This is a genomic window from Paenibacillus sp. FSL R7-0313, from assembly GCF_037969885.1.
GTDB lineage: Bacteria > Bacillota > Bacilli > Paenibacillales > Paenibacillaceae > Paenibacillus.
This window is the reverse complement of the sequence record NZ_CP150219.1, coordinates 4,966,606-4,990,000: the sequence shown is the minus strand read 5'-3', so window position 1 is coordinate 4,990,000 and position 23,395 is coordinate 4,966,606. Positions and strand designations below refer to the sequence as shown.

Sequence of the window (23,395 nt, the reverse complement as noted above, 5' to 3'; positions counted from 1 at the left end):
TTTAACTGAGAATATCTGGACGGAGCGTTTATGGAAAGGGGAAGCGTCATGGACACAACAGCGATAACACAGCAGGACCTGCCATTAACCGGACATCTTACAGTTGATCAAGAAATGTTACGCTCCGTTTTTACAGGTTGCTCGGACGTTGTATTTCATACGTTCCAAACGGCGTGTCATACCTCAGCGGTATGCGTATATTGTGTTGGTTTATGCGATACAGAGCGGCTGGAAAGACAGGTGCTAACGCCCCTTCAGGAAATTGGGATTGAAGCTGCACAGGTTCCCCTGTCTTCTGTGAAGAGTGTTGAAACAACCACTCAGGCGGTGCAGGCTATATTAGAGGGGGAAGCTTTGCTACTGCTGGAAGGTTTAATAATCGGAACTACCTACCCTCTATACAAGGCCGCAAATCGTTCAACCGAAGAACCTTTAGCTGAATCAACCGTGCGCGGTGCACGGGACGGATTCACAGAATCATTGACCATGAATATGTCTCTTCTGCGCAAACGTCTCAAGACACCTGCGTTGAAGCTCCATACACGTAACATGGGAGATCGCACTAACACCAGTATTTCACTTGTATACATGGAAGGGGTTATTGACCCCAAACTGGTCAAGGAAGTGCAGACACGACTTGCTGATTTAAAGCTCCGAGACGTACTGGAGAGTCAGTACATTGAAGAAGGCATTGTCGACCAGCGATACTCCCCATTTCCACAGATGATTGCGACAGAGCGTCCGGATGTGGTAGCTTCCAACTTGCTGGAAGGGCGCTTTGCTATTCTCGTTGATGGAACGCCTTTCACCCTTATCGCACCAGTGACCATTTTTTCCATGTTACAATCCCCCGAAGATTATTATCAAAATGTGTTCATGAGTGTTTTTGTACGCTGGCTGCGATACATTTTTTTTGTTTTATCCATGCTTCTTCCATCGGCTTATGTAGCGATTACTACGTTTCATCAGGAGATGATTCCTACTGTACTGCTTCTCAGTATTGCTCGGGCGAGAGAAGAGATCCCTTTTCCTGCACTGGTGGAAGCGCTCATTATGGAAATCGCCTTTGAAGCACTGCGTGAGGCTGGCGTCCGATTGCCGAAGCAGGTCGGATCGGCGGTCAGTATCGTGGGAGCCTTAATTATTGGGCAAGCGGCGACGAGTGCTGGAATTGTGTCAGCACCCATGATTATCATTGTTGCGATTACCGGTATCGCTTCTTTCATGATTCCCCGTTATGCTGCCAGTATCGCAACCCGACTGTTGCGTTTTCCTATGATGTTTCTGGCGGGAACGCTGGGACTCACAGGTGTGATGCTGGGAGTCATCCTGGTTGTTATTCATCTGAGTAGTCTTCGTTCATTTGGAACACCTTATCTGTCACCTGTAGCCCCTACGATGAGCAAGGAACTCAAGGATGTATGGTGGCGACCAGCACCAAGAAACAAACCGGACTAGAACAATCCATACTCAAGCAATCAAGGGAGCGGGATTACACATGTTAACTGACAAAGGGAAAATATCGGAGACGCAATTGGCATTCTTGATCTTTCCTGCCATTCTAGCGACCGCAATATTGTCTGTCCCGGGTATTACAATGCATTATGCGGGCCATGACATGTGGCTCTCTCCGATTATAGGCTCCATCGTTGGTTTGGCAGCGGTGGGGGTCTCTATTGGACTGGATCGCCTGTACCCCGGAAAAACGCTCATTCAATCGAGTGTATCAATTGCGGGTCGTATCCCTGGGAAATTAATTGGATTGGTATATATCATTTTCTTGCCCCATTTGACAGGCTTAATTATACGGACGTACGGAGAATTTATTGTTAACAATGCACTTCCGCGAACTCCCTTATTCGTTGTAATGGGGACTATGGTTGCGGTGTGTGCGCTTAATGTCAGACTGGGAATCGAAGTAGTTGGACGCACCTCACAAATCTTTGTGACCCTCCTTATCGTGTTGCTTAGCCTGATTTTCATTCTATTGATCGGGGAACTGAATCCAGCAGAATTATTCCCTTTCATGGAGAACGGACCACTACCCAGTATTAAAGGGGCCCTTGCACCAGCTGCGTGGTTTAGTGAATACATCGTAATCGCCTTTTTGCTCCCCTATGTCAATCGTAGAAAACACACAACACGAGTTATGTTGGGTTCCCTTTTAATCACGACAACCGCAATGACGGTAATCAATCTGTTTTGTCTGTTTTTAATTGGAGATCTGACGGATAGCTTTGTATATCCGGTTATGATTGCCGCAAGATACATAACCATTGCAGATTTTCTGCAACATATCGAATCCCTGATTATTGCCGTTTGGATTTTTGGAATCTTCGTCAAAATTTCAGTTTTTCTTTATATTTTTGCAACATCTACAGCCGAATGGTTCGGTTTGAAGGATTACAAACCCATTGTTGTCCCCCTTTCGTTTCTGTGTATGGTTTATGCCTACTGGGTTGTGTCCGGTGGATCGGGTGCTTCCAGTCTGGTTGGCCCTTCAGCTAACTTGTATACAATCAGCATTTTATTAATCCTTCCAGCTATGATCTACGGTGTCGCATGGCTGAAAAAAGGGTGGACACATTTCAGAAAGAATTGAGCGAACACCTGATTGATGGGGGGAGGAGCACTTGCGAATATATAGAGTAGTACTGCTAATGCCAATATTGTGTTGTGTGCTTTTGAGTGGATGCTGGGATCGTATCGAAATTAACGATTTGGCTATTGTGCTGGCCACAGGTATAGATTACGAAGATGGCAAAGTACAACTGACTTCACAGATTTTCATCCCGCGAAAGGCGAGTGCAGGAGATAGCAGTGGGAGTGGGGGAAGTCCAAGCGGGGTTACGATGATTCGAACGGCTGAAGGACGAACCATTGCCGAGGCATTGAATCGGTTGCAACGTAAAGTTCCCAGGAATATGTTCTGGGGCCACTGCGAAGTCATCATCATCAGTGAGCAAGCCGGCAAACGCGGTATTCGCGAGTATATTGATTTCTTCTTGCGTTACCCTCAGTTCAGGGAGCATGCCTATGTCTTTTCCAGCGAAAAGGCGGCGAAAGATATCCTTGCCTTACTTGATCCTCTGGAACGAAGTTCTGCAGAGTCGTTGCGAGAAATGGCCAATATGAAGCTAGGTACACGGATTACCGCTCTAGAACTAGCTAAATCAATTGAAGGTCCAGGTAGCTCTGTCATCTTGTCTCGCATGTTAATTTTACCCCCGGAGCCCGATCAGGATAAACTGACAACCACGCCATATGTAAGAGGTTTGAGCTTGTATAAGGAGGATCGCTACGTCAAGACGGTCAAAGAACCGTTAAGTGTAGGTGTATTATTACTTGCAAAAGAACTGAACAACATTATCATGCCTGTTGAATTTAAGCCGTTAAAAGGTTCTTTTTCGATCCAGCCCATTGAAATTCAAACTGTCTTGAAACCTCGAATTGTAAACCAACAGTGGAGTATGAAGGTCGACATCCAAACCAGGGGAGAAGTGGTGTTAAATACGACGGAGGCCGATCTGACTGATCCTGCTATGTTAACTAAATTGGAACAGGAATGGTCGGCTAAGCTTACAACTCTAGCTCATGATGCTTTAGATATGTCTCAGAAGGAGTTGCGCACCGATCTATTCAAATTTGCCGTTGAATTCCGCAGATATTATCCGCATCAATGGAAGGCGCAGGAGAAAAACTGGGAAACCATCTATCCTGAATTGGACGTGGAAGTCAAAGTGGATGCGCATGTAGTACGTACTGGAAAATCAACAGGTCCACAGGGGATACCGGATGAGGACGAAAATTGAACAGAGACCGCTCCTGTTATACAAGCCTGAGAAATGAGGTGATTGCATGAAATTAATCTCAATCCTTGGAATTTTGATGCTGGCGGCTGCGACAATGTATGGGGAATGGAAGAGTAGCAAAGAGAAGCGAGCCAGAATAGTGAGTGCGGGAATTACTGCTGTCGCGGCAGTAATTGGGATCATTCTTCTCTTTCAGCCCCGTTTGCCGGGTCCTACCCAGGTTATGAAGGTTGTATTTGGAAGTTTGGATAAAATTATGAAGTAAGATGATGGGAAAAAGAAGGACCACGTCTCTGCGTACCAGAGGTGTGGTCCTTCATTTACTTTAAGTGAGTTGAATCCACTCAAAGATGTCTATTCTTTGATCACAGAAGCGTTCACGGCATCTTCCATCTTGGTATTGTAGGAACGGAACAGACCCAGACGCCAGAATGCGGCTCCTTTGAGGTCATAACGTTTGGCAAGACCAAGCTTGTCATCTACAGAGGAGGGCGTTTCACTGCTTAGACTGATACCGAGCAGAAGCTTGTTCTTCGGGACACCGGCCTGTAGGGCTAATTGAATCGCCTGATCTACAAGACTATTGGGCTCAGGTACCTGAGATTTGGTGCCAACCGGATTATACTGATAGGCCATAATAATAAGATCATCTGCAATAGAGGCAAGTGTCTTGTAATCATAACCTTTATAAGCACTATTTAGCGGCGGTACGGCCAGAGATAAAGCTGTGTCCCGGGGCAAGGAACTCTTTAGTTGCTTTACATACGCATTGAGTAACTTCTGTTGTTCTACCGCATCCAGTTTAAAACCAAGTCCTTCAAAATCCAGAACTACTCCGCCAAAACCATGCTCTGCTACAGCAGCAGTTATACCTTCAATCGATTTCTGCCGCAGGCTGCTGTCGCTCAACACTTTGGTCAGTTCACCGTTTCCATCCAAGGCATATACCATGAGTTGCGGTTGGATTCGCTGATCTGCTGCGTCTGCAACGATGGACTGCGGCGTAATATCACCCGCAGCAGCAGGAAGACGGTACTCATCCCCCTGAAGTGTAAATTGACCTTCGCGATCAATGCGGCTCCAGCCAAATGCGACAGAATTCATGGAAGTAATAAGATCCTTCTCTTGAAAGGATTGCAATGCATAGAAGGCTCTCAGGTGCATCTCGCGTTGCGGGGAGACGAGGGAGACCGTCTTGGTTGCCTGATTCCAGCTTACTTGTACACCGAATTGGTTACTGAATGAACTTAGTGGAATGAGTACGCGTCCCTCTCGCTGAACAGGTGGAGCTGGGAGTGTAACTTTCTTCCCATTTACGGTGGCTGTGGTGCTACCCACTGTTAAAACCACCTCGGTGGTTTGACCTTTTGCGGCGTTCGTCGCTTTGACAGTCTGCGTTTTGCTGTTCCACGTTATATCGATACCAAGAGCCTCTCCAACTGTACGAAATGGAACATAAGTGACACCATGTTCGATTCGTGGAGCTGCATCAAATGTTAATGGAACATCATCCAATTGAACTGAGATAGCTGGGGCAGCATAGGATTCACCGATATTCGGGGTACTTCCAAGGACAGAGAGAGCGATTACAGTACCCGCGGCGATTCTTCCTGCACGTTTAATAAGCATCGATTGTTTCCTCCTACTTCGTAGATAATAATAGAATCATTGTTATATAACAAAATCTAGTAATCTAGCATATGTAGCATAACAAAATTTTCATATCGTTCCAATATAAGAGTTGGGTATTTTAGTCATACTGGTGGCAGGAATCGTAATATACTCCATTAAACATAGCGAAAGGAGTGTACCTTTTGCCAAATTCAACGGGATTTATTTACAATCCAACAACGGGTGTAACTCAGTCTACTCAGCTCATTGTGACATGCATTAATGACTCACTTAATGCTCCTGCTAATATTGAGCTTGAGGTTTTCAGATGGGACACCACCCAGTCTGCACGTGTGCCTATTGGTCATGATCTGTTTGAATTATTGCCTCAAGCGACTAGAACCCTAATCTATCCATTGATCAACGCCGCTTTTTACGAGGTACAAAGTGATTATTTCAGTGCTACGAGCACCATCATCCATGTATATGGTACTGACTCTACAGGTCAGATCCTTCAGCGTGTGCTCCAATCCGAGATGACATTAATTGACCGATTCACAAATATCCCATAAAGGAAGAGAGGTGAGCAGATGGTAGTTGTGAATATTACTGGAGCATTAGCAGGCAGCCAATTTGAACCTTCCATTGCGGTTAACACGCTAAACCCCAATATTATGTGCGTGGTCGCCGTAGATACCAGTACCGGACCGACATTGACTGGATTCTATCGTTCCATTGATGGTGGAAATACATGGTCCACTACTGTACTTCCACAACCGGCAGGGTATGCTGGAGCAGAGGCACCAACGATAGACTATACGTTTCCCAATACCTTTATCGTTACCGTCCACTTGTTTAACGGAATTAATGATGGGACCATTGCAAGTTACACCTCATTTGACGATGGACTAACGTGGCAGACACCGGTTATCGTACAGGCAGGTTTCGGTACCATTGTTCATAATGATGAGCCTTACATTGCCGTAGATCGTTCTCCAGGTAGCCCATATCGAGGCCATGCATATGTCGGGTATACACCACTTGCAACCACTTCTTCCGCTATATTTACTCAAAGGTCAACCACCCAAGGAATCACATGGGAACCTCCCGATCGCCAGTCAAATCCCCGAGGCATACATGATCGGGCCGCGTTGGCGGTTGGTTTCTCCGGTCAAGTCTATGCAGGATACATCATTACGGGACCTGCAAGTCCCTCTGCGCTATTACGAATATCCTATGATGGGGGAATTACATATCAACCTCCTCTTGAGAGACAGGCAACGTTTATTTCATCCGTTGTACCGGCACCTTCACCTTTACCAGTACCGAATTATGCTTTTCGAGTGCAGACCAACTTAAATTTGGGAGCGGATATATCAAGTGGTCCTAACAGTGGGACTCTATATGCCGTTTGGAATGATGCACGTGCCGGATATACCGATGTTTTACTCTGCGAATCTCCGGATGGCCTTTTATGGTCAGACCCGATCAGTATTACAGGCGCACCCCCGGGTACGCAGAATTTTTTCCCGTCGATAAGCGTATCACCCTTTGCAGGGACGATAAGAGTTATTTATTACACCAATCGAATTGATGGGTTCCTGCTGGACGTTTTTGTTGCGGAATCATTCGATGGCGGGGCAAGCTTCACCAACCGCCGGATTACAACGACATCCTTTAATCCAAATGGTAACTCTCCGATGCCCACTGTACTGATTGGAGACTATATTACTGCGGCCACGGTTGCTCCAGATAATCTGGCAGCCGTCTGGATGGCAACAACGCCGCCTACGGGTAAACTGGATGTTTATTTTGGGAACTAATTGACTTCAATAAAACACCCCCATACTTTAATCCTATGAACAAACAACAGGACCAATGGTATGGGGGTGAAGGCAATATGCTTAATCCGAAACGATAAATCCATCGAAACTCTCAGGGCCGACACGAACTGTTCCTAACAAGTTAGTACTGATAAATGCACTGTACGTGATCTGTGGAGTTATCGGGGGATTATAGTCATTGGCAGAGAAAACGATAACTTCGGGGACAAGGAGACCGCTCAGACCGTAAGTGAAGTTTGCGGAGTACACGATCGGATCGGTAGCCACTGTACCTCTAACAATAGTAATTCTTACTTGAAAAAGGGCGAGAGGTAATTGCACAGTAATAGTCCCTTTTAGGGAAACTCTGGGGGTGGCACCCGCTCCGGCAGTCTGCAGACCAATCTGGGCGAATAACTGAGGCGTGTTAATCACTGGAATCGGTATGGAAATGGAATTAAACAACGCAGCATTTTGCGATGATCTTGCATCCAGAAATTGTGTCAATATATATACCTCCTATCTGTTTCAGATAGAATAATATATTCCTCATTCAGAGATTTGCATGGACGGTGGGTGCAGTGCTGGAAATATTAAAGACAAACTGACTGCCCAAATCACTGGAATCTTTAAGCCATACAACGCCACCCATTAATTCAGCGAGTTGTTTACAGATGGACAGGCCCAGCCCTGCTCCGCCATATTTTCCTGAATTACCATGAATCTGGGAGTAGGATTTGAACAACAGATCCTGACGATCCTGTGGGATGCCAATGCCCGTATCCTTTATTTCGTAGGATGCATGGAGAGTACCTTCGGTATCAGCAGTTACCTGAGTAGAGATACATACTTCACCTTTCTCCGTAAATTTAAGCGCATTCCCAACAAGATTAATGAGAATCTGACGAACTTTGTGCTGATCGCCCATAAGCATCAGATGATCATTAATATTATATTCTGCGTACAACCTAATTCCTTTTTTCTGTGCTTCAGAAGAGAATAATTGTAATACATGTTCAACTGTTTCAGTGACACTATAGGGCTTGATTTCCAGAGAGATCGCACCAGCTTCTGCTTTGGAGTAGTCCAGAATTTGATCCATCATCGACAGAAGGCTGGCGCCACTTGACTCAATGACATTAACATATAACGATTGATCCTCACTCAGCCTGGTCGATTGCAACAGATTGGCCATGGCAAGAACACCATTCATTGGGGTCCGGATTTCGTGGCTGAGGACGGCCAGCAAATTTTTCTTTTCTTCAAGCACTTTTGTAGCGGTCTCTTCCGCACGTTTTAACTGTTGCAGCGTCGTTTCCATCTCAAGCAGACTTGTGAAAAATGAAGATAAGGAGAGAAGCAGATCCACGTCCTTTTGTTGATAGGAATAGAAATCCTGATCAAACGAGCAGAGGGAGCCGTAAATTTCTCCGTTCTCATTATGTATGGGTACACCGACAAATGAACACCCGCCTACAAATTCAGTAGCGTCCATATTTTTGGTTAACGGATGAGTCAGATTATTATTAATCACCAACGGGCCTTGGGTATGTTCTGTCACAAGTGCACAGTATGACTCGGCGTTCTCAACGACCAGCCCCTCACCAAGGATTAGTTTGTCGCGATTATATACGTTCAGAACTTTGGTGGACAGATGATCCAACTGAGCGATACAAAACGTATTTGCAGGAATTAACCTGCTTGCCGTGTCCATGACATTAGCAGCCGAATCATATAATTTATGTGAGACTATGGATAGTACATCAATGAATTCTGTTTTCAACATATTGATTTGACTCCTCCTGATTGTAGAAATTCGTTGTGCACTGTATTCAGTATATATGAATTCGAAGAATAGGGCATGTATGGTTTTGACAGTGGAAGACGGAAATGAGAAAATATAATGCTGTGGAACATGTATATATTAATCAAGTTTTGGAGGCAAATCAATGAATCAGCGTTTTCGAATTACCCGATCCATGCAAGAAAGCAATGCGGAACAATCCATTTCGCTGGAAGAGTGCAAACTCTACTTCGAATCCCAACCCGATTTTACTTACTCACCGGTGCTTAACATAGTCGGAGCGGAGAGCACCATGACCATCGATGGGGACTTTTTTATGTGGGCCCTTGAGGGAACACAGATTGCTTTTCGTTTGTACATGGGGGATCTGTATGTAGCTATTTCTAATGAAGCTATTGTCCCCAAAATGATTGAAATTGCAACCGATCTACATGCAGATATTGTTGAAGGATAAACGAAGTAGAGAACTAGAGTTTGATAACATGTAATCATGTTAGTTGTGCTACACTTTGGATAATCCTGTAAAAATGAGACTAAAGGTTCATTTATATTCCATATGTTAGATTGTAATATATGGAATATAAAACATTTTACAGGAGAGTGAATGAAGTGAAAAAGACCAAATTAATACTTGTATTCATGAGTATGATCCTTGCCTTATCATTAACTGGAATAGGATCGAGTTCAAAGGCTTCTGCAGCAACGGCACGTACACCCATTGTATTGGTACATGGATTGACCGGTTCAGATAGCAATTTTACAGCGATTGAGAGTTATTTGCGTAGCCAAGGGTGGACAAGAGATGAACTATTTGCGATTGACCTCCCTAGTAAACAAGGAAACCAGCTGTTGAACTCCGCAGCAATTAGTCGATTCGTAGATGATGTTCTAAACCAAACGGGTCACACGAAAGTGAATATTATAGCTCATAGCATGGGTGGAGCTAATAGTCTCTATTACATACTTAACCGTGGAGGCGCTTCCAAAGTGGATAAATTGATTACCCTTGGTGGGGCTAATCGATTGACCACAACAACAGCTCCGAGTGGAATAAAGGTGACTTCGATCTATTCCACCAGTGACACGATTGTGTCCCCGGCACTTTCCCGCTTAAACGGGGCAAACAACATTTCCGTTTCCCTTGTATCCCATATCGGCCTGCTGTTTAACTCACGGGTGAACGCCCTGATCAAAACTGCGTTGAACGAGTAGCTGAACATACAAAATGTGCATTCTTTCATACTATATTAATGATTGACTTGAACACGACTGACCACTTAGGGCAGTCGTGTTTTCGTATTACCCGGAACAACTTTAATGAAGTCTTGTTCCCAGCGTTCCACTCGAACCCCATGATCATCCGATATATGTAAATAAAAACAATATAATACCAGAGGAAGTATAGGAAGAATTACTGTAAACTGTCAAAGGCAACAGCCTATCATCTGACATCATGAGGAGACAGCAAGAATATGATGAAACGCACACTTGTTTTAATGTTAACTATTATTTTGGGTTTATCATGTACACCTGTTACAGGGTACGCTGAAGAAGATTCATTTGATTTTAACGCCACATTCCAAGGGGCTATCATTCTCTCGCTTGGCAGCCCAAACGCAGTCGTTGATAATACGGACACGTTGATTGACCAAACCAATTTTAATATCGTTCCTCTGGTTAAAAATAACCGGACACTGCTGCCTCTGCGTTTCATAAGCGAGAGTCTGGGAGCACAAGTGGCATGGGACTCGAAAACGTCCACAGCTACCATTAAAGCCACAGGTAAATCCATCAAAGTGACATTAGGCAGCAGCAAGATGTTCATTAACGGCAAATCTTTTGCATTGGACGCTCCGGCACAATACAAAGAAGGCAGAGTGTTCATCCCGTTAAGGGCCGTAAGCGAAGCGTTTGGTAAAAAGGTGTTTTTTGACCGCGGCATTATCGTCGTAAGTAATACCACTATTCTTAATGCAAAACGGGATAGGGAAATCGTTGATTACTTAAAGTTTGTACTTGCTCCTTATTCGAAAGATCCATACACAGGTAAAACATTGTCCACAGAACAAGTTGCCCGTCTGGAACAGAGTGTAGTCATGCTGGAGTCGTATGACAAGGATGATAATTATCTCGGATTCGGTAGTGCCATATCGATCGGATACGGATTATTTTTAACCAATTATCACGTCATTGCTGATTCCAGCAGTTATATGATCCAGACAAGTCAGGACCAATATTATGAAGTACAAGGAGTCGTTGCAGCGGATGAGAATCTCGATTTGGCCATAGTGAAAACATCCATGCGTACAAATATTCCTCCACTTCATGTAGGACTAACGACTAAAATTACTACAGGGCAGCCTGTAGTAGCGATAGGTAATCCTGAAGGACTTCAAAACACGATTTCGACAGGGATCATTAGTGGTATCCGAAACTACGGAGGTGAGAGGCTAATACAGACTACGGCTCCCATCACCAATGGCAGTTCCGGGGGACCATTGCTTAATATGAAAGGTGAAGTCATTGGGGTAAATACAATGGGTATAGAAAAAGGGGATTTGAACTTTGCTATTCCAATTGATTATGCATCCCGTTGGATCAAGAAATACACGGCATTGTCCTTTTCGTCTATTCCTGTGCTTAACCAAGATCAATTCAGGGAAACAGCAGTGACGGAACAAGATCCAACTGTAGAACAGCCATCAACTGTTAGCCAGAATGTTCATCTTATGGGGCGAACGGTTCGTGAAGCCACTTTAGATCCGGCTCAATCCGTCATCTTTGCAATTGATGAAAATCAATCGACTATTTTTGCTTATCGTTACGCCGACAACAAGGTTCTGGGAGAGTCCACTGCGTTCAGTACTCCTCCAAGAAAGCTTCTGTATGCAAATGGTGAGATCTATGTCATCTTCAGCAATGCTGATTACAGTTCATACCGCTTTGAAGAGCAGCAGGGAGGACAGATCGTTGTACTTGAAGCTGACACGCTTAAAATCAAAGATCAGTGGGATACCCGTATCGATCCATATGAAATTGAGGTAGATCATTCCGGTCATGTCTACGTTAATTCGGGCTCCGGGCAATGGACCTCTATCATTAGTTATGACCGGGCGACAAAGAAGGAAATCTCCAGTGCAACCATACGACAAGGAAGTCATATGGTCCTGCATCCATCGGAAGATCGGATCTATGCTGTTGACTCCGACACTTCGCCAAGAGATATTGAGATGTTTCGGTTAATGGATGGCAAGTTTAGTAGCAACCAAGATTCTCCTTATCACGGTGAATACAAGTTCTCAACGGTTATTGGCATGACACCTGATGGTAAGTATGTATTAAACGGAGCCGGAACAGTTTTGTCCGCTACCAATAACTCTGCAAGTAATATGCAATATGCGACTGCAATCGATCTGTTTGACTATGTAGCTGTACATTCAGCGCATAAGGAAATCTTTTTCACAGGAAAAGATCGCATGATTAAACAGTATGATACGGAAACACTTAAAGTGACGGGTACACTAACGACCAAAGGAACCATCCTAAAGCTGTTCATGTCAGATAAACAACTGATTGCAATCACCAAAATAACCTTACCTGGCAATCCTCTGCCGCAATATGCGATTGAGACGGTTAAAGATTTCTAGAAGAGCAAGAGTAGAAGAGGTCCATGCTGAACAGCAAGGGCCTCTTCAATTTATTTTTATTGTAATGGAAAATGGCTCGCTGAGGTAAGATTCAAAAATAGATACATCCGTTCTATAATTAGAAATCAGAATGAAAAATGGAACAAAGTTAAAGGAGTCTGTATGTATGCAATCTCAACCGAATGATCGAGTTAAAGTTCATCCAGGCTTTTGGGCTGGATTACATCAATTAGGGATTAGTGCTGACGACGTTGCTCACACTGCACAACTATCTCTTGAGGTGATCAATCAACCTGTAGTGACCCAATCTCAGTATTTTGCAATCTGGCAGGCCTACTCTGATCTCAATGGGGACACTGCCGAGGGCATCATCAAACTTGCAACCGGATATGAGATATCGAAGTATCCTCCGCCTGTACTGGCAATGTACCATGCTCGTGATTATCGTGATGCGTTGAATCGAATGGTCCGTTACAAGCAAATGTGTCCTCCAGAGAGTTTGCAGATTACCGAAGCAGGGGAGGAATGTATCATTGAACTCGAATGGTTAAATAAGGAGCTACCAGGGCCGCTATTACTGGTCGGTATTACGCTGGCATTTCTGATCGAACTTGGACGGAGGGGCACAGGACAGCCTTTGACTGCAAAAAGGGTTGAATTTTCGCAGCCAATGGGTAACTCAGACACCCTTGGAGCTTACTTCGGTTGCCCAGTCGATACGAATTCCAACTATAATCGGCTGACGCTGGAACGGAAAGATCTGAGTCTTCCATTTCTATCGTATAACGAGGAGTTACTTGAGATTCTGACCCCGGCTCTGGATCGGTCGCTGGACGAACAAGAGAGCAATCGTTCCGTTACTGAAGTAGTCAAATGGATTATGAAACGCAGCCTCACAGGAAAGCGCCCTGACATCCAGACGGTCGCCAAAGAGCTTCGCATGAGCGATCGTACCTTGCAGCGGCGACTGACGGGGGAGAACACAAACTTCAAGCAATTATTAACCGAGGCCAGACGTGAGCAGGCCCGAGAGTACCTTGCAGATCCTTCGCTCGATATCAAAGAAGTGGCTTTCCTGGTTGGATATGAAGACCAGAATTCGTTCTATCGTGCGTTCCGAAATTGGGAAGGGGATACACCTTCAAATTGGCGTGTCAGGCATTAATACTGGCGCAAAGTGCTAGTTACTAGTCCCTTCAGACTGCGTAATATTATACCTATCCGGTGCATGAAGCTGTTGGCAATGTTCAAGAAGCACCTGCCGGATAGTTGTAATCAAGAAGGAGAAATGCAGGATGGATATGGGACTAAAAGAGAAAATAGCATTAGTTACAGGATCAACAAAAGGAATCGGTAAAGCAATTGCTTTAGAGCTCGCCCGAGAAGGTGTTCATGTTCTAATTAATGGACGCAATGATGAAGAGGTGGAACGAACCGTTCGTGAAATCAAGTCCACTTTTCCGGAGACCTCTCCGCAAAAGGCTACCGCTGATCTTGTGGATCTGGAGCAAAGACAAGCTTTATTCGAAAAGTTTCCTGAGGTTGATATTTTAGTGAATAGCATGGGCATATATGAGATCATGAGTTATGAAGACGTGAACGATGAAGTGTGGGAGAAATATTTCCGTACGAATGTATTGGCTGCCAATGGCTTGTCTCAATTTTATTTACCTAAAATGGTGAAGAACAATGACGGACGTATTATTTTTATCGCGAGTGAGGAAGCTCTTATGCCCTCAGGCCAGATGCCCCAATATTGCATGACCAAGTCAATGTTGCTGTCATTATCCAAAAGTCTGTCCAAACTGACAGCAGGAACTGAAGTTACGATCAATACGATCATGCCAGGGCCAACACTGTCTGAGAATGTGCGTGATATTATTGAAAGCATATACCCTGATGAGGCGCTGACTTTCGAGGAAAAAGAGAAAGATTTCATGAAGAGCAATCTGCCTCAGTCTGAATTGCAGCGATTCATCAAGCCAAGTGAAATCGGCAGACTCGCAGCTTTTGTATGCAGTCCGTATGCTTCAGCTTTTAGAGGCTCTCCCATTCGTATGGACGGGGGCATGGTTCCCACCATATTTTAAATTTGTTCAGGATATAGCATATGTAACGATAAGAAGTCGCCAGTATTGGCGACTTTTTTATTTGTAAATGATCTATGCGAGGAGCATCAATCGAGTTTATAATACAGGTATGATTTTCGAAAACGGTTTCTCTATCTTGGAAGCGATTACTTATATCGATTATTTGAATCTAAAAGGGGACATTATCATGATAGCTGCAATAAATCTGGAAGGGTTCTGGAAACTCCAACTCGATGAAAATAAGGTGGAAAGTGGTCTGAATTTCTCAGACGTCATTACATTGCCCAATACCACATCGCATGCGGCCAAGGGCAAGAAAAACGAGAATGTGTTAATCGGTGCGCTGACGGATGAGTACTTATTTGAGGGTTATGCCTGGTTTTCACGAAAGATTGAAATTCCCGAACACTTGGCTGGCAAACGTTGTTTCTTGCATCTGGAACGAACAAGAGTTACCACAGTCTGGATTGATGGGGTGGAATGGGGAAAGCAAAACAGTCTGAACACACCTCACCGTTACGAGATTAAGGCAGGGCTAACCGCTGGGACTCATACAATTACCATTCGAGTGGACAATACCAATTATCCAACCAAAGGTGGTCACCTTACATCCGAAGACACACAGACCAATTGGAACGGCATCACCGGGAAGTTGGAACTTCAATTTTTCGAGCGTGTTTTCCTGGATAATGTTCAGGTCTATCCCGATCTTGCGACTCGATCTTTCGAGATCAAGGCAGCACTTGTTGGTGACCTGCAAGAAGTACGAATCGTGGTTTCGGCTGTTGCTGTCAGTGCAGATCCAGTTCATACGACGGAGGAACAGATATTCACCCCGGATTCGCAAGAGATACAGCTGACGTATAAGATTGGCGAAGATGCGATGTTATGGAGTGATGATGAACCTAACCTGTACCAACTTCACATTCAACTGCAAGATCAGGACGGCGAAGTGCTGGATTCCACCGAAGTATGGACGGGATTACGGGAATTCCGGGCTGCTGGAGACAAATTCACTATTAATGGTCGCAAAACGTTTCTTCGAGGCAAACATGACGGGCTGATCTTTCCGCTCACGGGATACGCGCCAACAGACGTGGATGAATGGGTTCGTATTCTCGCTATCTCCAAGTCCTACGGTATCAATCACTACCGTTTCCATACCTGTTGTCCTCCGGAGGCTGCTTTTATTGCAGCGGATCTGCTCGGCATCTACATGGAGCCTGAACTTCCGTTCTGGGGAACCATTACGGATGAATCATCGGATGGGCATAATCAAGCAGAGCAGGATTACTTGATTAGCGAAGGATTTGCGATGCTGCGTGCTTTTGGTAATCATCCTTCGTTTGTCATGATGTCCATGGGGAATGAACTATGGGGAAGCAAGGACAGATTGAATTCGATCCTGAAGGCATACAAAGCATATGATCATCGTCATTTATACACCGAAGGTTCGAATAACTTTCAGTTTGTGCCGGACATTCTGGAGGAAAGTGAATTCTTCTGCGGGGTTCGTTTCTCCAAAGAGCGCCTGTTCAGAGGTTCATATGCGATGTGTGATGCTCCGCTCGGTCACGTGCAGACCGACCTGCCAAATACATTGAAAGATTACGATTCAAACATTGTACCTGAGCAAGGCAGCGATGCTGACCCTTCCGGTCAGACTGGGGACAAAGAGATTCAGATTCAGTATGGGACAGGTTCCAAAACAGTGCAGGCCGAAGCTGGAAGTGACCAACTTGTCTCACACGTACCAATCATCTCGCATGAAATTGGACAGTACGCCACGTTTCCTAATTTCGAGGAGATCAACAAGTATACGGGTTCTCTCAAAGCCAAGAATTTCGAAGTGTTTCGAGAGCGTCTGAATGCTAAAGGACTGGGACATCTGGCGGAAGCATACTTCAGAGCTTCTGGTAAACTCGCGGTCGCATGTTACAAGGAAGAACTGGAAGCTGCTTTTCGTTCGCAGCAACTAGCCGGGTTCCAGCTGCTGGATCTTCAGGATTTCAGCGGTCAGGGAACAGCGCTGGTGGGTGTACTGGACGCATTCATGGATTCCAAAGGCATGATTACACCTGAGGAGTGGAGAACGTTTTGTTCCGACGCTGTGTTGTTGGCGAGATTCCCCAAATATAATTATCAAGCGGGTGAATTGTTCGAAGCACGCATTGAACTAAGTTACTTCCGGAGACAAGCATTGGATGGACTTCAATTGAAGTGGGAAATTCAAAGCGAGCAGATCGAAGGAAGCGTCCTATTGGAAGGGAAAGCAGACCTGCCAGCGACCCATGGAGAACATTATGTGAATATCGCGGATCTCAGCATTCGCATTCCTGAAGTCTCTAATATGACCAAAGTGGAGCTTAGACTGTCCATTCCAGGCACGGATATCCGTAAGTCTTACGACCTGTGGATCTACCCGAGTCAACTGGACGTGGAATTGACCGGATTAAATCTCTTTACCGAACTCTCCGAAGCGGCGCTGGTGTTGCTAGAGCAGGGAGAGGATATCATGCTTTTCCCAAATCCCGACCAGATTCAACATGCGATTCAAGGTTTCTATAGCACCGATTTCTGGTCTTACCCTATGTTCCGATCCATCTCGGAGAATATGAAAAGAGAAGTTCCTGTGGGCACAATGGGCTTGTTAATTCAACAGGATCATCCGGCCTTCGAACATTTTGTCACAGAGGAGCACTCAACTTATCCGTGGTGGAGCATCGTGTCCGAGTCGTCATCGATCATCTTGGATGAGTTGGATAAAGACTTGAATCCGATCGTGCAGACCATTGACAATTTTGAGCGAAACCACAAGCTCGGCCTGTTGATGGAGTGTCGGGTCCGGAAGGGGAGAGTGCTGATGGGAGCGCTGAATCTGGAGCGTCTGATGACTACATTGGAGGGCAGACAGTTGTTATACAGCTTCCGGCGTTATGTACAGAGTTCCGCTTACCAGCCAGTTGCACGTCTGGAAGTAGAGGAACTTCGCAAGTTGTTTAACTAAGATATAGGGGAAGAAGTGTCAGGTTTCCCTTAATTATGCCAATGAGCCCCTTCCGCGAATGGAAGGGGCTATAAGACATGCAGATTGAATCGGTTCATTCGCCCATTAAGCGTTAGATAAACCTGCACTTTTTAGGATAACATTCCAATCTTCTTCTTCAAAAAGTATGTTGTCTTTATCCTCTGTTACTCCGATCCGGACCTCAAGGATCACCATCCTGGTTTCAGCCAGAATAGAAAAGAGACTCTCCTTGGTAATTGCGAACTGATTGCCCATACTCACTTGCATGACCTTTCCGTTGACAAGCACTTGCCCACTGCCTGCAAGCACGGTCCATGCTCTACACCCAGTTCTATGCCAGTTCAACCCGATATGTTTGCCCGGTAGAACCGTTATGTTTAATGTGGTTACAGTTGTATTCTCATCTTCTAACGAACCTTCAATGACACGATAACTGCCCCAGGTTGATTCACCATACATCGGTTTTAGTGGCAAGCTACCCAATTGCGCTTTAATTTCATTTGAATTATTTTTGTTGGCAATGAGAATGCCATCCGGACTTGCGGCAGCGATAATACCTGGCACGCCAATGACTTGGATGGGGTAGGGAAGCTCGTTAATAATATAGGAATCGGAGGAAGAACCCGAGATTCCACCGTGTCCGATTACATGGGTATCTAACTGTGCGCACAGCGTATCCCAGCTTCCGATATCCTGCCATACTCCCTTATAAGGCAGGACTACGGCCCGCTGTGCCTTTTCTGCAACATGCTTGTCAAAACTGCGTTCAGGCAACGCTTCATACAGGGACGACAATTGATCATAATGAACCGGCAGCCCCATTTTTTTAATATGGGATATCATAAACGCGACGGTGAATGCGTACACACCGCAGTTCCATAGTGCCCCACGTTGTAGCAGCGTTTCAGCAATGGAGGCTTCGGGTTTTTCTATAAATTGTGTTATGGGCGCATAAGCATTACGTTCTTCCCCACCCGGCAGGATGTATCCATACTGTTCTGAAGCATGTGTAGGCCTTGTCCCAATTAAAGCGATATCGGCTTGAGAATGTTTCAATATGTCCGGCAGTAATTGGAATTTGCTGAAAAAATCTTCACCTGCGAACACATCAGCTGGCGCGATACAGATCACATCGTCATCTTTGGCCATTCGGAAGGATTGCAGATATAACGTCGCTAAGGCCGCCGCAGTAAAAGTGCCTCGTTTATAAGGTTCCCCAATGACTGGTATTTTGCCTTGAGTATGTCGTGCCGTAATATTGGCCTGATCCTGATGTGAAATAATGAGCGTTGAATCCGTTAGGGATGAACTGTCAAGCTGGCGGCATACTCTGCTGATCATGGATTCCCTACCTCCAGCGGGTGATGGAAGTATATCTATGAACAGCTTGGAGCGAAGCTCATTGGATAACGGCCAGAGCCTTTTGCCAGAGCCGCCGCACAGCATTACGATATGCATGGGCTTCCTCCTTAAGCTCAGGGAGCTTTACTATAGATTTTCCGTTTATGAAAGGAAAGAGAACGATATTTAAGAGCCAGATTGCGGATTTGTTGCTCTTTTAACGAAGAAGCGTTCACATTCAGACCTTTATTCTTGGAACTTCTAAGGACCACGCTGTCTGGGTTCTTCGTATACATAAAATTGGCATACGTTTCATACTCGGAGAAACCAAACTGCTTTTTCTTATTGATATTGGAGATGATCGCTTTGTACCATGGCAGTTTATGAACGGCTTCAATTTTATGTTTTAAGGCAGCGAGTTTCGATTTGTCGAACAGCATATAATGAGTGACAAAAGAGCGGGGACGTGGAGCTTTCATGTCTAACAACTTGCGATAGGTATTAAAATATTCCGGCTGGCTCCAGTCACGGCAGTAAAATACTGTTTTGCCTTCTACAAGAAATGAATGAGGTTTAATCAGTACGGTATCTGCATCCATGACTAGAAAGTACTTTGCCTTCACAATGGAATCTCCGTTCATTTTGAGCAGCTGTTGATATAACCAGCCTGACCGATTCCATCGGGAGGACTGGTAGTGTATGTCGTTTTTGGTTATAGGCAGGACGGATCGCTCATTAACAAAAATGCAGTTTTTAAGGGAACAAAGTTTTCTGATTTTGGTGCTGACCGGAGAAACAATATATATGCTTCCAATGGGATGTTTTACATAACGGCGAATGTTATCGATGACGAGGGGAAGGGTAGCCAAATCTTTCTCGATCGCTGGTATAAGAACATCAATCTTAGGTGCATTATTCAACCGGATTCCAGGCTGGACGGACATCTTCTCAACTCCTTGCACAAATCGTGATGACTCATTATATGGTATGTGTACAAAAGTGTTTTGGTCAGGGCATGTGCAAATATACATTTTTACGAATAGGGGCTTTTGTTGAGGGTTCATTTATCGGTATTACATATAATGCTTGCAGGATCTTGATCAAACAGCGGGCTATGATGCGGTTGCTGAAGGGAGAGTTTACGACATGGGAGTTGATAAATTGCAGCCGTTAAGAAGCAAGTGGTTAAAAACAAAATTGATCATTAATAATGAATTAATTAAACCGTTTATCCCCGACACACAGAAATATAACAAAACGAATCTGAAATCCATGATCAGCAAATATGGAATGGTCTATGTCAAACCCGAGAGAGGTACTTTCGGGATGGGTGTTATTAAGGCCGAGATGGACAGTCATCAACATTTTGTCTATCAGATAGAGCAAAAACGCCTGACGTTTGACAGCTTTGAATCGTTTTATAGCAGTCTGACTCGTCTTGTGAATAAAAGAAGTTATCTGATTCAGAGAGGAATCCATCTGCTTAAGCACAATAACAGACGTTTTGACATCCGAGTCATGATACAGCTAAGCCCGACCAAACATTGGGAAGCTACCGGAATCATCGGCAGACTGGGTCATCCTAAAAAAATCGTAACCAATTATCATAGTGGTGGTACACCGATGGATATTCACAAGCTGCTACAATCGCATGCATCCACAAAACGCAGGAATGAACTAGTTCAGGAGATGAATGAGCTTAGCCTGCGCATAGCTCGTCATATGAAAAAAAAGTACCCGTATCTAAAGCAAATCGGTGTAGATATCGGCCTTGACCACAGTCTGAAACCCTGGATTATTGAAGTGAATGTCAAACCTGACCCATATATATTCAATCAATTAAAGGACAAGACGATGTATCGCAAGGTAATACGATATTACCGCCATGCTATGCCCAAAAAAACAGAATAACAGACCGGACTTTTCATAGGAATGGCTGGAAAGGTTTCAAGCTCAAGAGTCGCCAATGTGGCGACTTTTTTTGTTGATCTGCGTTTTAGGGTCGGAATATTGCATTTCATCCCAATTCGACTCCGAAACCTATGCTAAAATAGTATATTCGAGAGTGAAATTCAGAGTCGATGTCGATGAAAGGCGGATGTTCCCCATGTTCAATATTGCAATCTGTGATGATGAGGAGCAGCAACGAGAACGTGTGAAATCCATGCTGGTCTCCTTATCTCTAAAAACCAATTTTGATTTTCAAATTAGCCTATTCACATCTGGTGAACAACTGCTCTCACACTACAGAGAGGTTGGGGATACATTCAATATCCTCATCTTGGATGTGGAGATGGGCGGAATGAACGGGATTCAGACCGCTAAAGAGATCAGAAACATGAAGCTTCTGGATGTACAGATTATGTTTCTGACCAGTTACCCGGAATATATGGTGGAGAGCTTTGATGTCATCACCTTTCAATATCTGATCAAGCCAATCCAGCCGCAAGTTTTCGAGGAAAAGATGATTAAGCTGTGTCAATATTTTCAGGCATTGGACAAAAAGTATGTACTAATCAAATCAGACTATGATGAACTGCTGCTGAAATATGATGATATTCTCTGGATTGAGGTCGTCAAAAGTTTAACGATCAAGAACAAGTTAAATTTTGTGACACAGGAAAATGTACATGAAACCAAAGGCATTTTATCCAGCTACGCTAGTGGTTTGAAAGATCACGGTTTCTTGCAGATTCATCGCTCGATTATCATCAACCTGATGCATGTTCAGAAGTTTTCCGGTACCCAAGTTGTTATGTTAAATGGAACCGAATTGCCTATAGGCCGATCCAAGGTTAAAGAAGTCAAGGATGCCTACACCAAATACATGATTATGAGGATTCAATGATATGGATGTATATATGATCCTTTCCATCATCTTTGTCACCTTACTTATGGCATTTCAGGCGAATTTTTATTTTGATTCTGTGCTGGGTAAGTCCAAGCGGAAGCCACAGAGAGTTTTCTATTTCATCGTATTTTTGATGCTGGGTTATTTTTATTTGGCATCTTCCTTCTCCGATCTCGTTTCCACTGGAGTTGCTCTGCTATTAATCTTCAGTCTGGCACAGTCCTATGAAGTGGAGTTCAAAATCAAGCTTGTTTTCACCATCCTGTATGGGGTCTTGATTACTATGGCGAATACGATAGCGGTATATATTCTCGGAGTTGTGGAATCGACAGATTTCATTTCATGGGAACAGTTCAACGGAGATAACCACTGGATTCTCTCCAAGGTGATGTTACTGGGTTGTAGCATCATGTTCATTGTTATTCAAGTTGTCCGTCTAGTCGCCAAACGTAGAAGTTTTGCCGTGCATTATCGTTATTATTTGCTGTTTCTCATCGTGCCGATCATTACGATCTATCAGATCAATGTGGCCTCCATCTATAGTGAAAAAAACATATTTTACGTCTTTTCTGTACTGGGCTCTCTTTTTCTCAACGTGTTCATTGTTTATGTATTCGATAATATGGTGGAAAAGGTACAGCTCACGCATGAAAATAACCAGTTACAGCGTCAGATGGACTACCAGGATGCCAACTATGAGAAGACCGTTCACAGTTTCAAGAACATTAAATCCATCATCCATGATATCAATCAGCAATTTCTGTATATTGATGAATGTATCCAACGTAACGAACTGACGGCGGCAGGGGATCATATCAAGTCTACATTAAATACCATTGAAGGTGCGTATCAGCGGGTGAATTCCGGCAATCTGGTCATTGATGCTCTTGTTACGAATACCCTAGCTATGGGACAGGCAAACGGAATCAAAATCGACACCAAAATCCAGCTCCACTCGCAACATATCCAGATCGATCGCTATGATTTGTGTGTGGTGCTTGGTAACATGCTCGATAACGCGATTGAAGCCTCCAAGAAGGTTAGACAAGCGGAGGATCGATATGTCCTCATTGCCATTCACTCGACGTCATCTGCACTCGTCATCCAAATTATGAATCATGTTGAGCAACCGATAGTTGACTTGAAAAGTGAAAAGCCTAATCCGGAGTACCATGGCATCGGTCTAACCAATATATCGCGAATGTGCGAGAAATATGGTGGACATATGAGCATTGAGCATCAGCATCGGAAGTTTAACAACATGGTCGTGCTTCCGTTCCACACCGACAATCCCTGAACCTACCGTTCAGGGATTGTTTTTTTCCATTCAGGGTCCGTTTGCGTTCGAACAGTCTCTTCCCGGATATGATGAATTCATTCATAAGAAC

At 44.4% G+C, this 23,395-nt stretch carries 20 protein-coding genes; 15 read left to right on the top strand and 5 right to left on the bottom strand.

Annotated elements, in window-relative coordinates; translation table 11 throughout:
- The first annotated feature begins 48 nt into the window (after nt 1-48).
- From NSQ38_RS21630 to NSQ38_RS21615, 4 genes are read left to right on the top strand one after another with little or no spacing between them, the layout of a single operon-like run.
- A complete protein-coding gene (locus NSQ38_RS21630; RefSeq protein ID WP_339783998.1) occupies nt 49-1,458 on the top strand; it encodes a spore germination protein in 1,410 nt (469 codons plus the stop codon).
- A gap of 40 nt (nt 1,459-1,498) precedes the next feature.
- On the top strand, nt 1,499-2,602 hold the full coding sequence (locus tag NSQ38_RS21625; RefSeq protein WP_339783997.1) for an endospore germination permease: 1,104 nt from the start codon (nt 1,499-1,501) through the stop codon (nt 2,600-2,602).
- A gap of 58 nt (nt 2,603-2,660) precedes the next feature.
- Nucleotides 2,661-3,812, top strand: coding sequence for a Ger(x)C family spore germination protein (locus NSQ38_RS21620; protein WP_339783996.1), 1,152 nt, complete (start codon nt 2,661-2,663; stop codon nt 3,810-3,812).
- Between the two features lie 46 nt (nt 3,813-3,858).
- Nucleotides 3,859-4,077: a hypothetical protein gene (locus tag NSQ38_RS21615; RefSeq protein WP_339783995.1), complete on the top strand. Its 219-nt coding sequence runs from the start codon at nt 3,859-3,861 to the stop codon at nt 4,075-4,077.
- A gap of 89 nt (nt 4,078-4,166) precedes the next feature.
- Here the strand turns inward: NSQ38_RS21615 and NSQ38_RS21610 are convergent, their stop codons facing one another.
- Nucleotides 4,167-5,441 carry a stalk domain-containing protein gene (locus NSQ38_RS21610; RefSeq protein ID WP_339783994.1) on the bottom strand — a complete coding sequence of 425 codons (1,275 nt, stop codon included), beginning with the start codon at nt 5,439-5,441 and terminating at the stop codon, nt 4,167-4,169.
- 185 nt (nt 5,442-5,626) lie between these two features.
- Here NSQ38_RS21610 and NSQ38_RS21605 point away from each other — a divergent pair, with 185 nt between their 5' ends.
- Nucleotides 5,627-5,995 carry a hypothetical protein gene (locus NSQ38_RS21605; RefSeq protein ID WP_339783993.1) on the top strand — a complete coding sequence of 123 codons (369 nt, stop codon included), beginning with the start codon at nt 5,627-5,629 and terminating at the stop codon, nt 5,993-5,995.
- 18 nt (nt 5,996-6,013) lie between these two features.
- The gene (locus NSQ38_RS21600; RefSeq protein WP_339783992.1) at nt 6,014-7,246 is read left to right on the top strand and encodes an exo-alpha-sialidase; all 1,233 of its coding nucleotides are present in this window, start codon (nt 6,014-6,016) and stop codon (nt 7,244-7,246) included.
- An 81-nt stretch (nt 7,247-7,327) separates the two neighbouring features.
- On the opposite strand, the gene NSQ38_RS21595 is transcribed toward NSQ38_RS21600, so the two are convergent.
- Nucleotides 7,328-7,753 (bottom strand): hypothetical protein, encoded by a 426-nt coding sequence (locus NSQ38_RS21595; protein ID WP_339783991.1) that lies wholly within the window; start codon nt 7,751-7,753, stop codon nt 7,328-7,330.
- A gap of 46 nt (nt 7,754-7,799) precedes the next feature.
- A complete protein-coding gene (locus tag NSQ38_RS21590; RefSeq protein WP_339783990.1) occupies nt 7,800-9,032 on the bottom strand; it encodes an ATP-binding protein in 1,233 nt (410 codons plus the stop codon).
- A gap of 163 nt (nt 9,033-9,195) precedes the next feature.
- Between NSQ38_RS21590 and NSQ38_RS21585 the strand changes: the two genes are divergently transcribed.
- From NSQ38_RS21585 to NSQ38_RS21560, 6 genes are all read left to right on the top strand, one after another.
- Nucleotides 9,196-9,504 (top strand): hypothetical protein, encoded by a 309-nt coding sequence (locus NSQ38_RS21585; protein ID WP_339783989.1) that lies wholly within the window; start codon nt 9,196-9,198, stop codon nt 9,502-9,504.
- A 185-nt stretch (nt 9,505-9,689) separates the two neighbouring features.
- On the top strand, nt 9,690-10,262 hold the full coding sequence (locus tag NSQ38_RS21580) for an alpha/beta fold hydrolase (RefSeq protein WP_339790630.1): 573 nt from the start codon (nt 9,690-9,692) through the stop codon (nt 10,260-10,262).
- A gap of 260 nt (nt 10,263-10,522) precedes the next feature.
- A complete protein-coding gene (locus NSQ38_RS21575) occupies nt 10,523-12,697 on the top strand; it encodes a stalk domain-containing protein (protein WP_339783988.1) in 2,175 nt (724 codons plus the stop codon).
- Nucleotides 12,698-12,863: 166 nt separating this feature from the next.
- Complete coding sequence (locus tag NSQ38_RS21570; protein WP_339783987.1) at nt 12,864-13,862, top strand: helix-turn-helix domain-containing protein; 999 nt, start codon at nt 12,864-12,866, stop codon at nt 13,860-13,862.
- A 130-nt stretch (nt 13,863-13,992) separates the two neighbouring features.
- The gene (locus tag NSQ38_RS21565) at nt 13,993-14,787 is read left to right on the top strand and encodes an SDR family NAD(P)-dependent oxidoreductase (protein WP_339783986.1); all 795 of its coding nucleotides are present in this window, start codon (nt 13,993-13,995) and stop codon (nt 14,785-14,787) included.
- Nucleotides 14,788-14,974: 187 nt separating this feature from the next.
- On the top strand, nt 14,975-17,794 hold the full coding sequence (locus NSQ38_RS21560; protein WP_339783985.1) for a glycoside hydrolase family 2 TIM barrel-domain containing protein: 2,820 nt from the start codon (nt 14,975-14,977) through the stop codon (nt 17,792-17,794).
- Nucleotides 17,795-17,899: 105 nt separating this feature from the next.
- On the opposite strand, the gene NSQ38_RS21555 is transcribed toward NSQ38_RS21560, so the two are convergent.
- Both NSQ38_RS21555 and NSQ38_RS21550 read right to left on the bottom strand, forming a co-directional pair.
- Complete coding sequence (locus tag NSQ38_RS21555) at nt 17,900-19,273, bottom strand: sugar phosphate nucleotidyltransferase (RefSeq protein WP_339783984.1); 1,374 nt, start codon at nt 19,271-19,273, stop codon at nt 17,900-17,902.
- Nucleotides 19,274-19,290: 17 nt separating this feature from the next.
- Entirely contained in the window at nt 19,291-20,100 is an 810-nt protein-coding gene (locus tag NSQ38_RS21550; protein ID WP_339783983.1) for a DUF6492 family protein, read from the bottom strand.
- 202 nt (nt 20,101-20,302) lie between these two features.
- On the opposite strand from NSQ38_RS21550, the gene NSQ38_RS21545 reads away from it, so the two are divergent.
- From NSQ38_RS21545 to NSQ38_RS21535, 3 genes are all read left to right on the top strand, one after another.
- Entirely contained in the window at nt 20,303-21,067 is a 765-nt protein-coding gene (locus NSQ38_RS21545) for a YheC/YheD family protein (protein WP_339783982.1), read from the top strand.
- A gap of 196 nt (nt 21,068-21,263) precedes the next feature.
- Nucleotides 21,264-22,004 (top strand): LytTR family DNA-binding domain-containing protein, encoded by a 741-nt coding sequence (locus NSQ38_RS21540; RefSeq protein WP_339783981.1) that lies wholly within the window; start codon nt 21,264-21,266, stop codon nt 22,002-22,004.
- Between the two features lies 1 nt (nt 22,005).
- Nucleotides 22,006-23,304 carry a GHKL domain-containing protein gene (locus NSQ38_RS21535; protein ID WP_339783980.1) on the top strand — a complete coding sequence of 433 codons (1,299 nt, stop codon included), beginning with the start codon at nt 22,006-22,008 and terminating at the stop codon, nt 23,302-23,304.
- The last annotated feature ends 91 nt before the right edge of the window (nt 23,305-23,395 follow it).

Coding starts and splice junctions, on each gene's coding strand:
- NSQ38_RS21585 (WP_339783989.1), top strand. CDS start 9,196: ATGAATCAGCGTTTTCGAATTACCCGATCCATGCAAGAAAGCAATGCG.
- NSQ38_RS21620 (WP_339783996.1), top strand. CDS start 2,661: ATGCCAATATTGTGTTGTGTGCTTTTGAGTGGATGCTGGGATCGTATC.
- NSQ38_RS21545 (WP_339783982.1), top strand. CDS start 20,303: ATGGGAGTTGATAAATTGCAGCCGTTAAGAAGCAAGTGGTTAAAAACA.
- NSQ38_RS21555 (WP_339783984.1), bottom strand. CDS start 19,273: ATGCATATCGTAATGCTGTGCGGCGGCTCTGGCAAAAGGCTCTGGCCG.
- NSQ38_RS21590 (WP_339783990.1), bottom strand. CDS start 9,032: ATGTTGAAAACAGAATTCATTGATGTACTATCCATAGTCTCACATAAA.
- NSQ38_RS21580 (WP_339790630.1), top strand. CDS start 9,690: ATGAGTATGATCCTTGCCTTATCATTAACTGGAATAGGATCGAGTTCA.
- NSQ38_RS21570 (WP_339783987.1), top strand. CDS start 12,864: ATGCAATCTCAACCGAATGATCGAGTTAAAGTTCATCCAGGCTTTTGG.
- NSQ38_RS21535 (WP_339783980.1), top strand. CDS start 22,006: ATGGATGTATATATGATCCTTTCCATCATCTTTGTCACCTTACTTATG.
- NSQ38_RS21610 (WP_339783994.1), bottom strand. CDS start 5,441: ATGCTTATTAAACGTGCAGGAAGAATCGCCGCGGGTACTGTAATCGCT.
- NSQ38_RS21615 (WP_339783995.1), top strand. CDS start 3,859: ATGAAATTAATCTCAATCCTTGGAATTTTGATGCTGGCGGCTGCGACA.
- NSQ38_RS21550 (WP_339783983.1), bottom strand. CDS start 20,100: ATGTCCGTCCAGCCTGGAATCCGGTTGAATAATGCACCTAAGATTGAT.
- NSQ38_RS21560 (WP_339783985.1), top strand. CDS start 14,975: ATGATAGCTGCAATAAATCTGGAAGGGTTCTGGAAACTCCAACTCGAT.
- NSQ38_RS21565 (WP_339783986.1), top strand. CDS start 13,993: ATGGATATGGGACTAAAAGAGAAAATAGCATTAGTTACAGGATCAACA.
- NSQ38_RS21600 (WP_339783992.1), top strand. CDS start 6,014: ATGGTAGTTGTGAATATTACTGGAGCATTAGCAGGCAGCCAATTTGAA.
- NSQ38_RS21575 (WP_339783988.1), top strand. CDS start 10,523: ATGATGAAACGCACACTTGTTTTAATGTTAACTATTATTTTGGGTTTA.
- NSQ38_RS21630 (WP_339783998.1), top strand. CDS start 49: ATGGACACAACAGCGATAACACAGCAGGACCTGCCATTAACCGGACAT.
- NSQ38_RS21625 (WP_339783997.1), top strand. CDS start 1,499: ATGTTAACTGACAAAGGGAAAATATCGGAGACGCAATTGGCATTCTTG.
- NSQ38_RS21540 (WP_339783981.1), top strand. CDS start 21,264: ATGTTCAATATTGCAATCTGTGATGATGAGGAGCAGCAACGAGAACGT.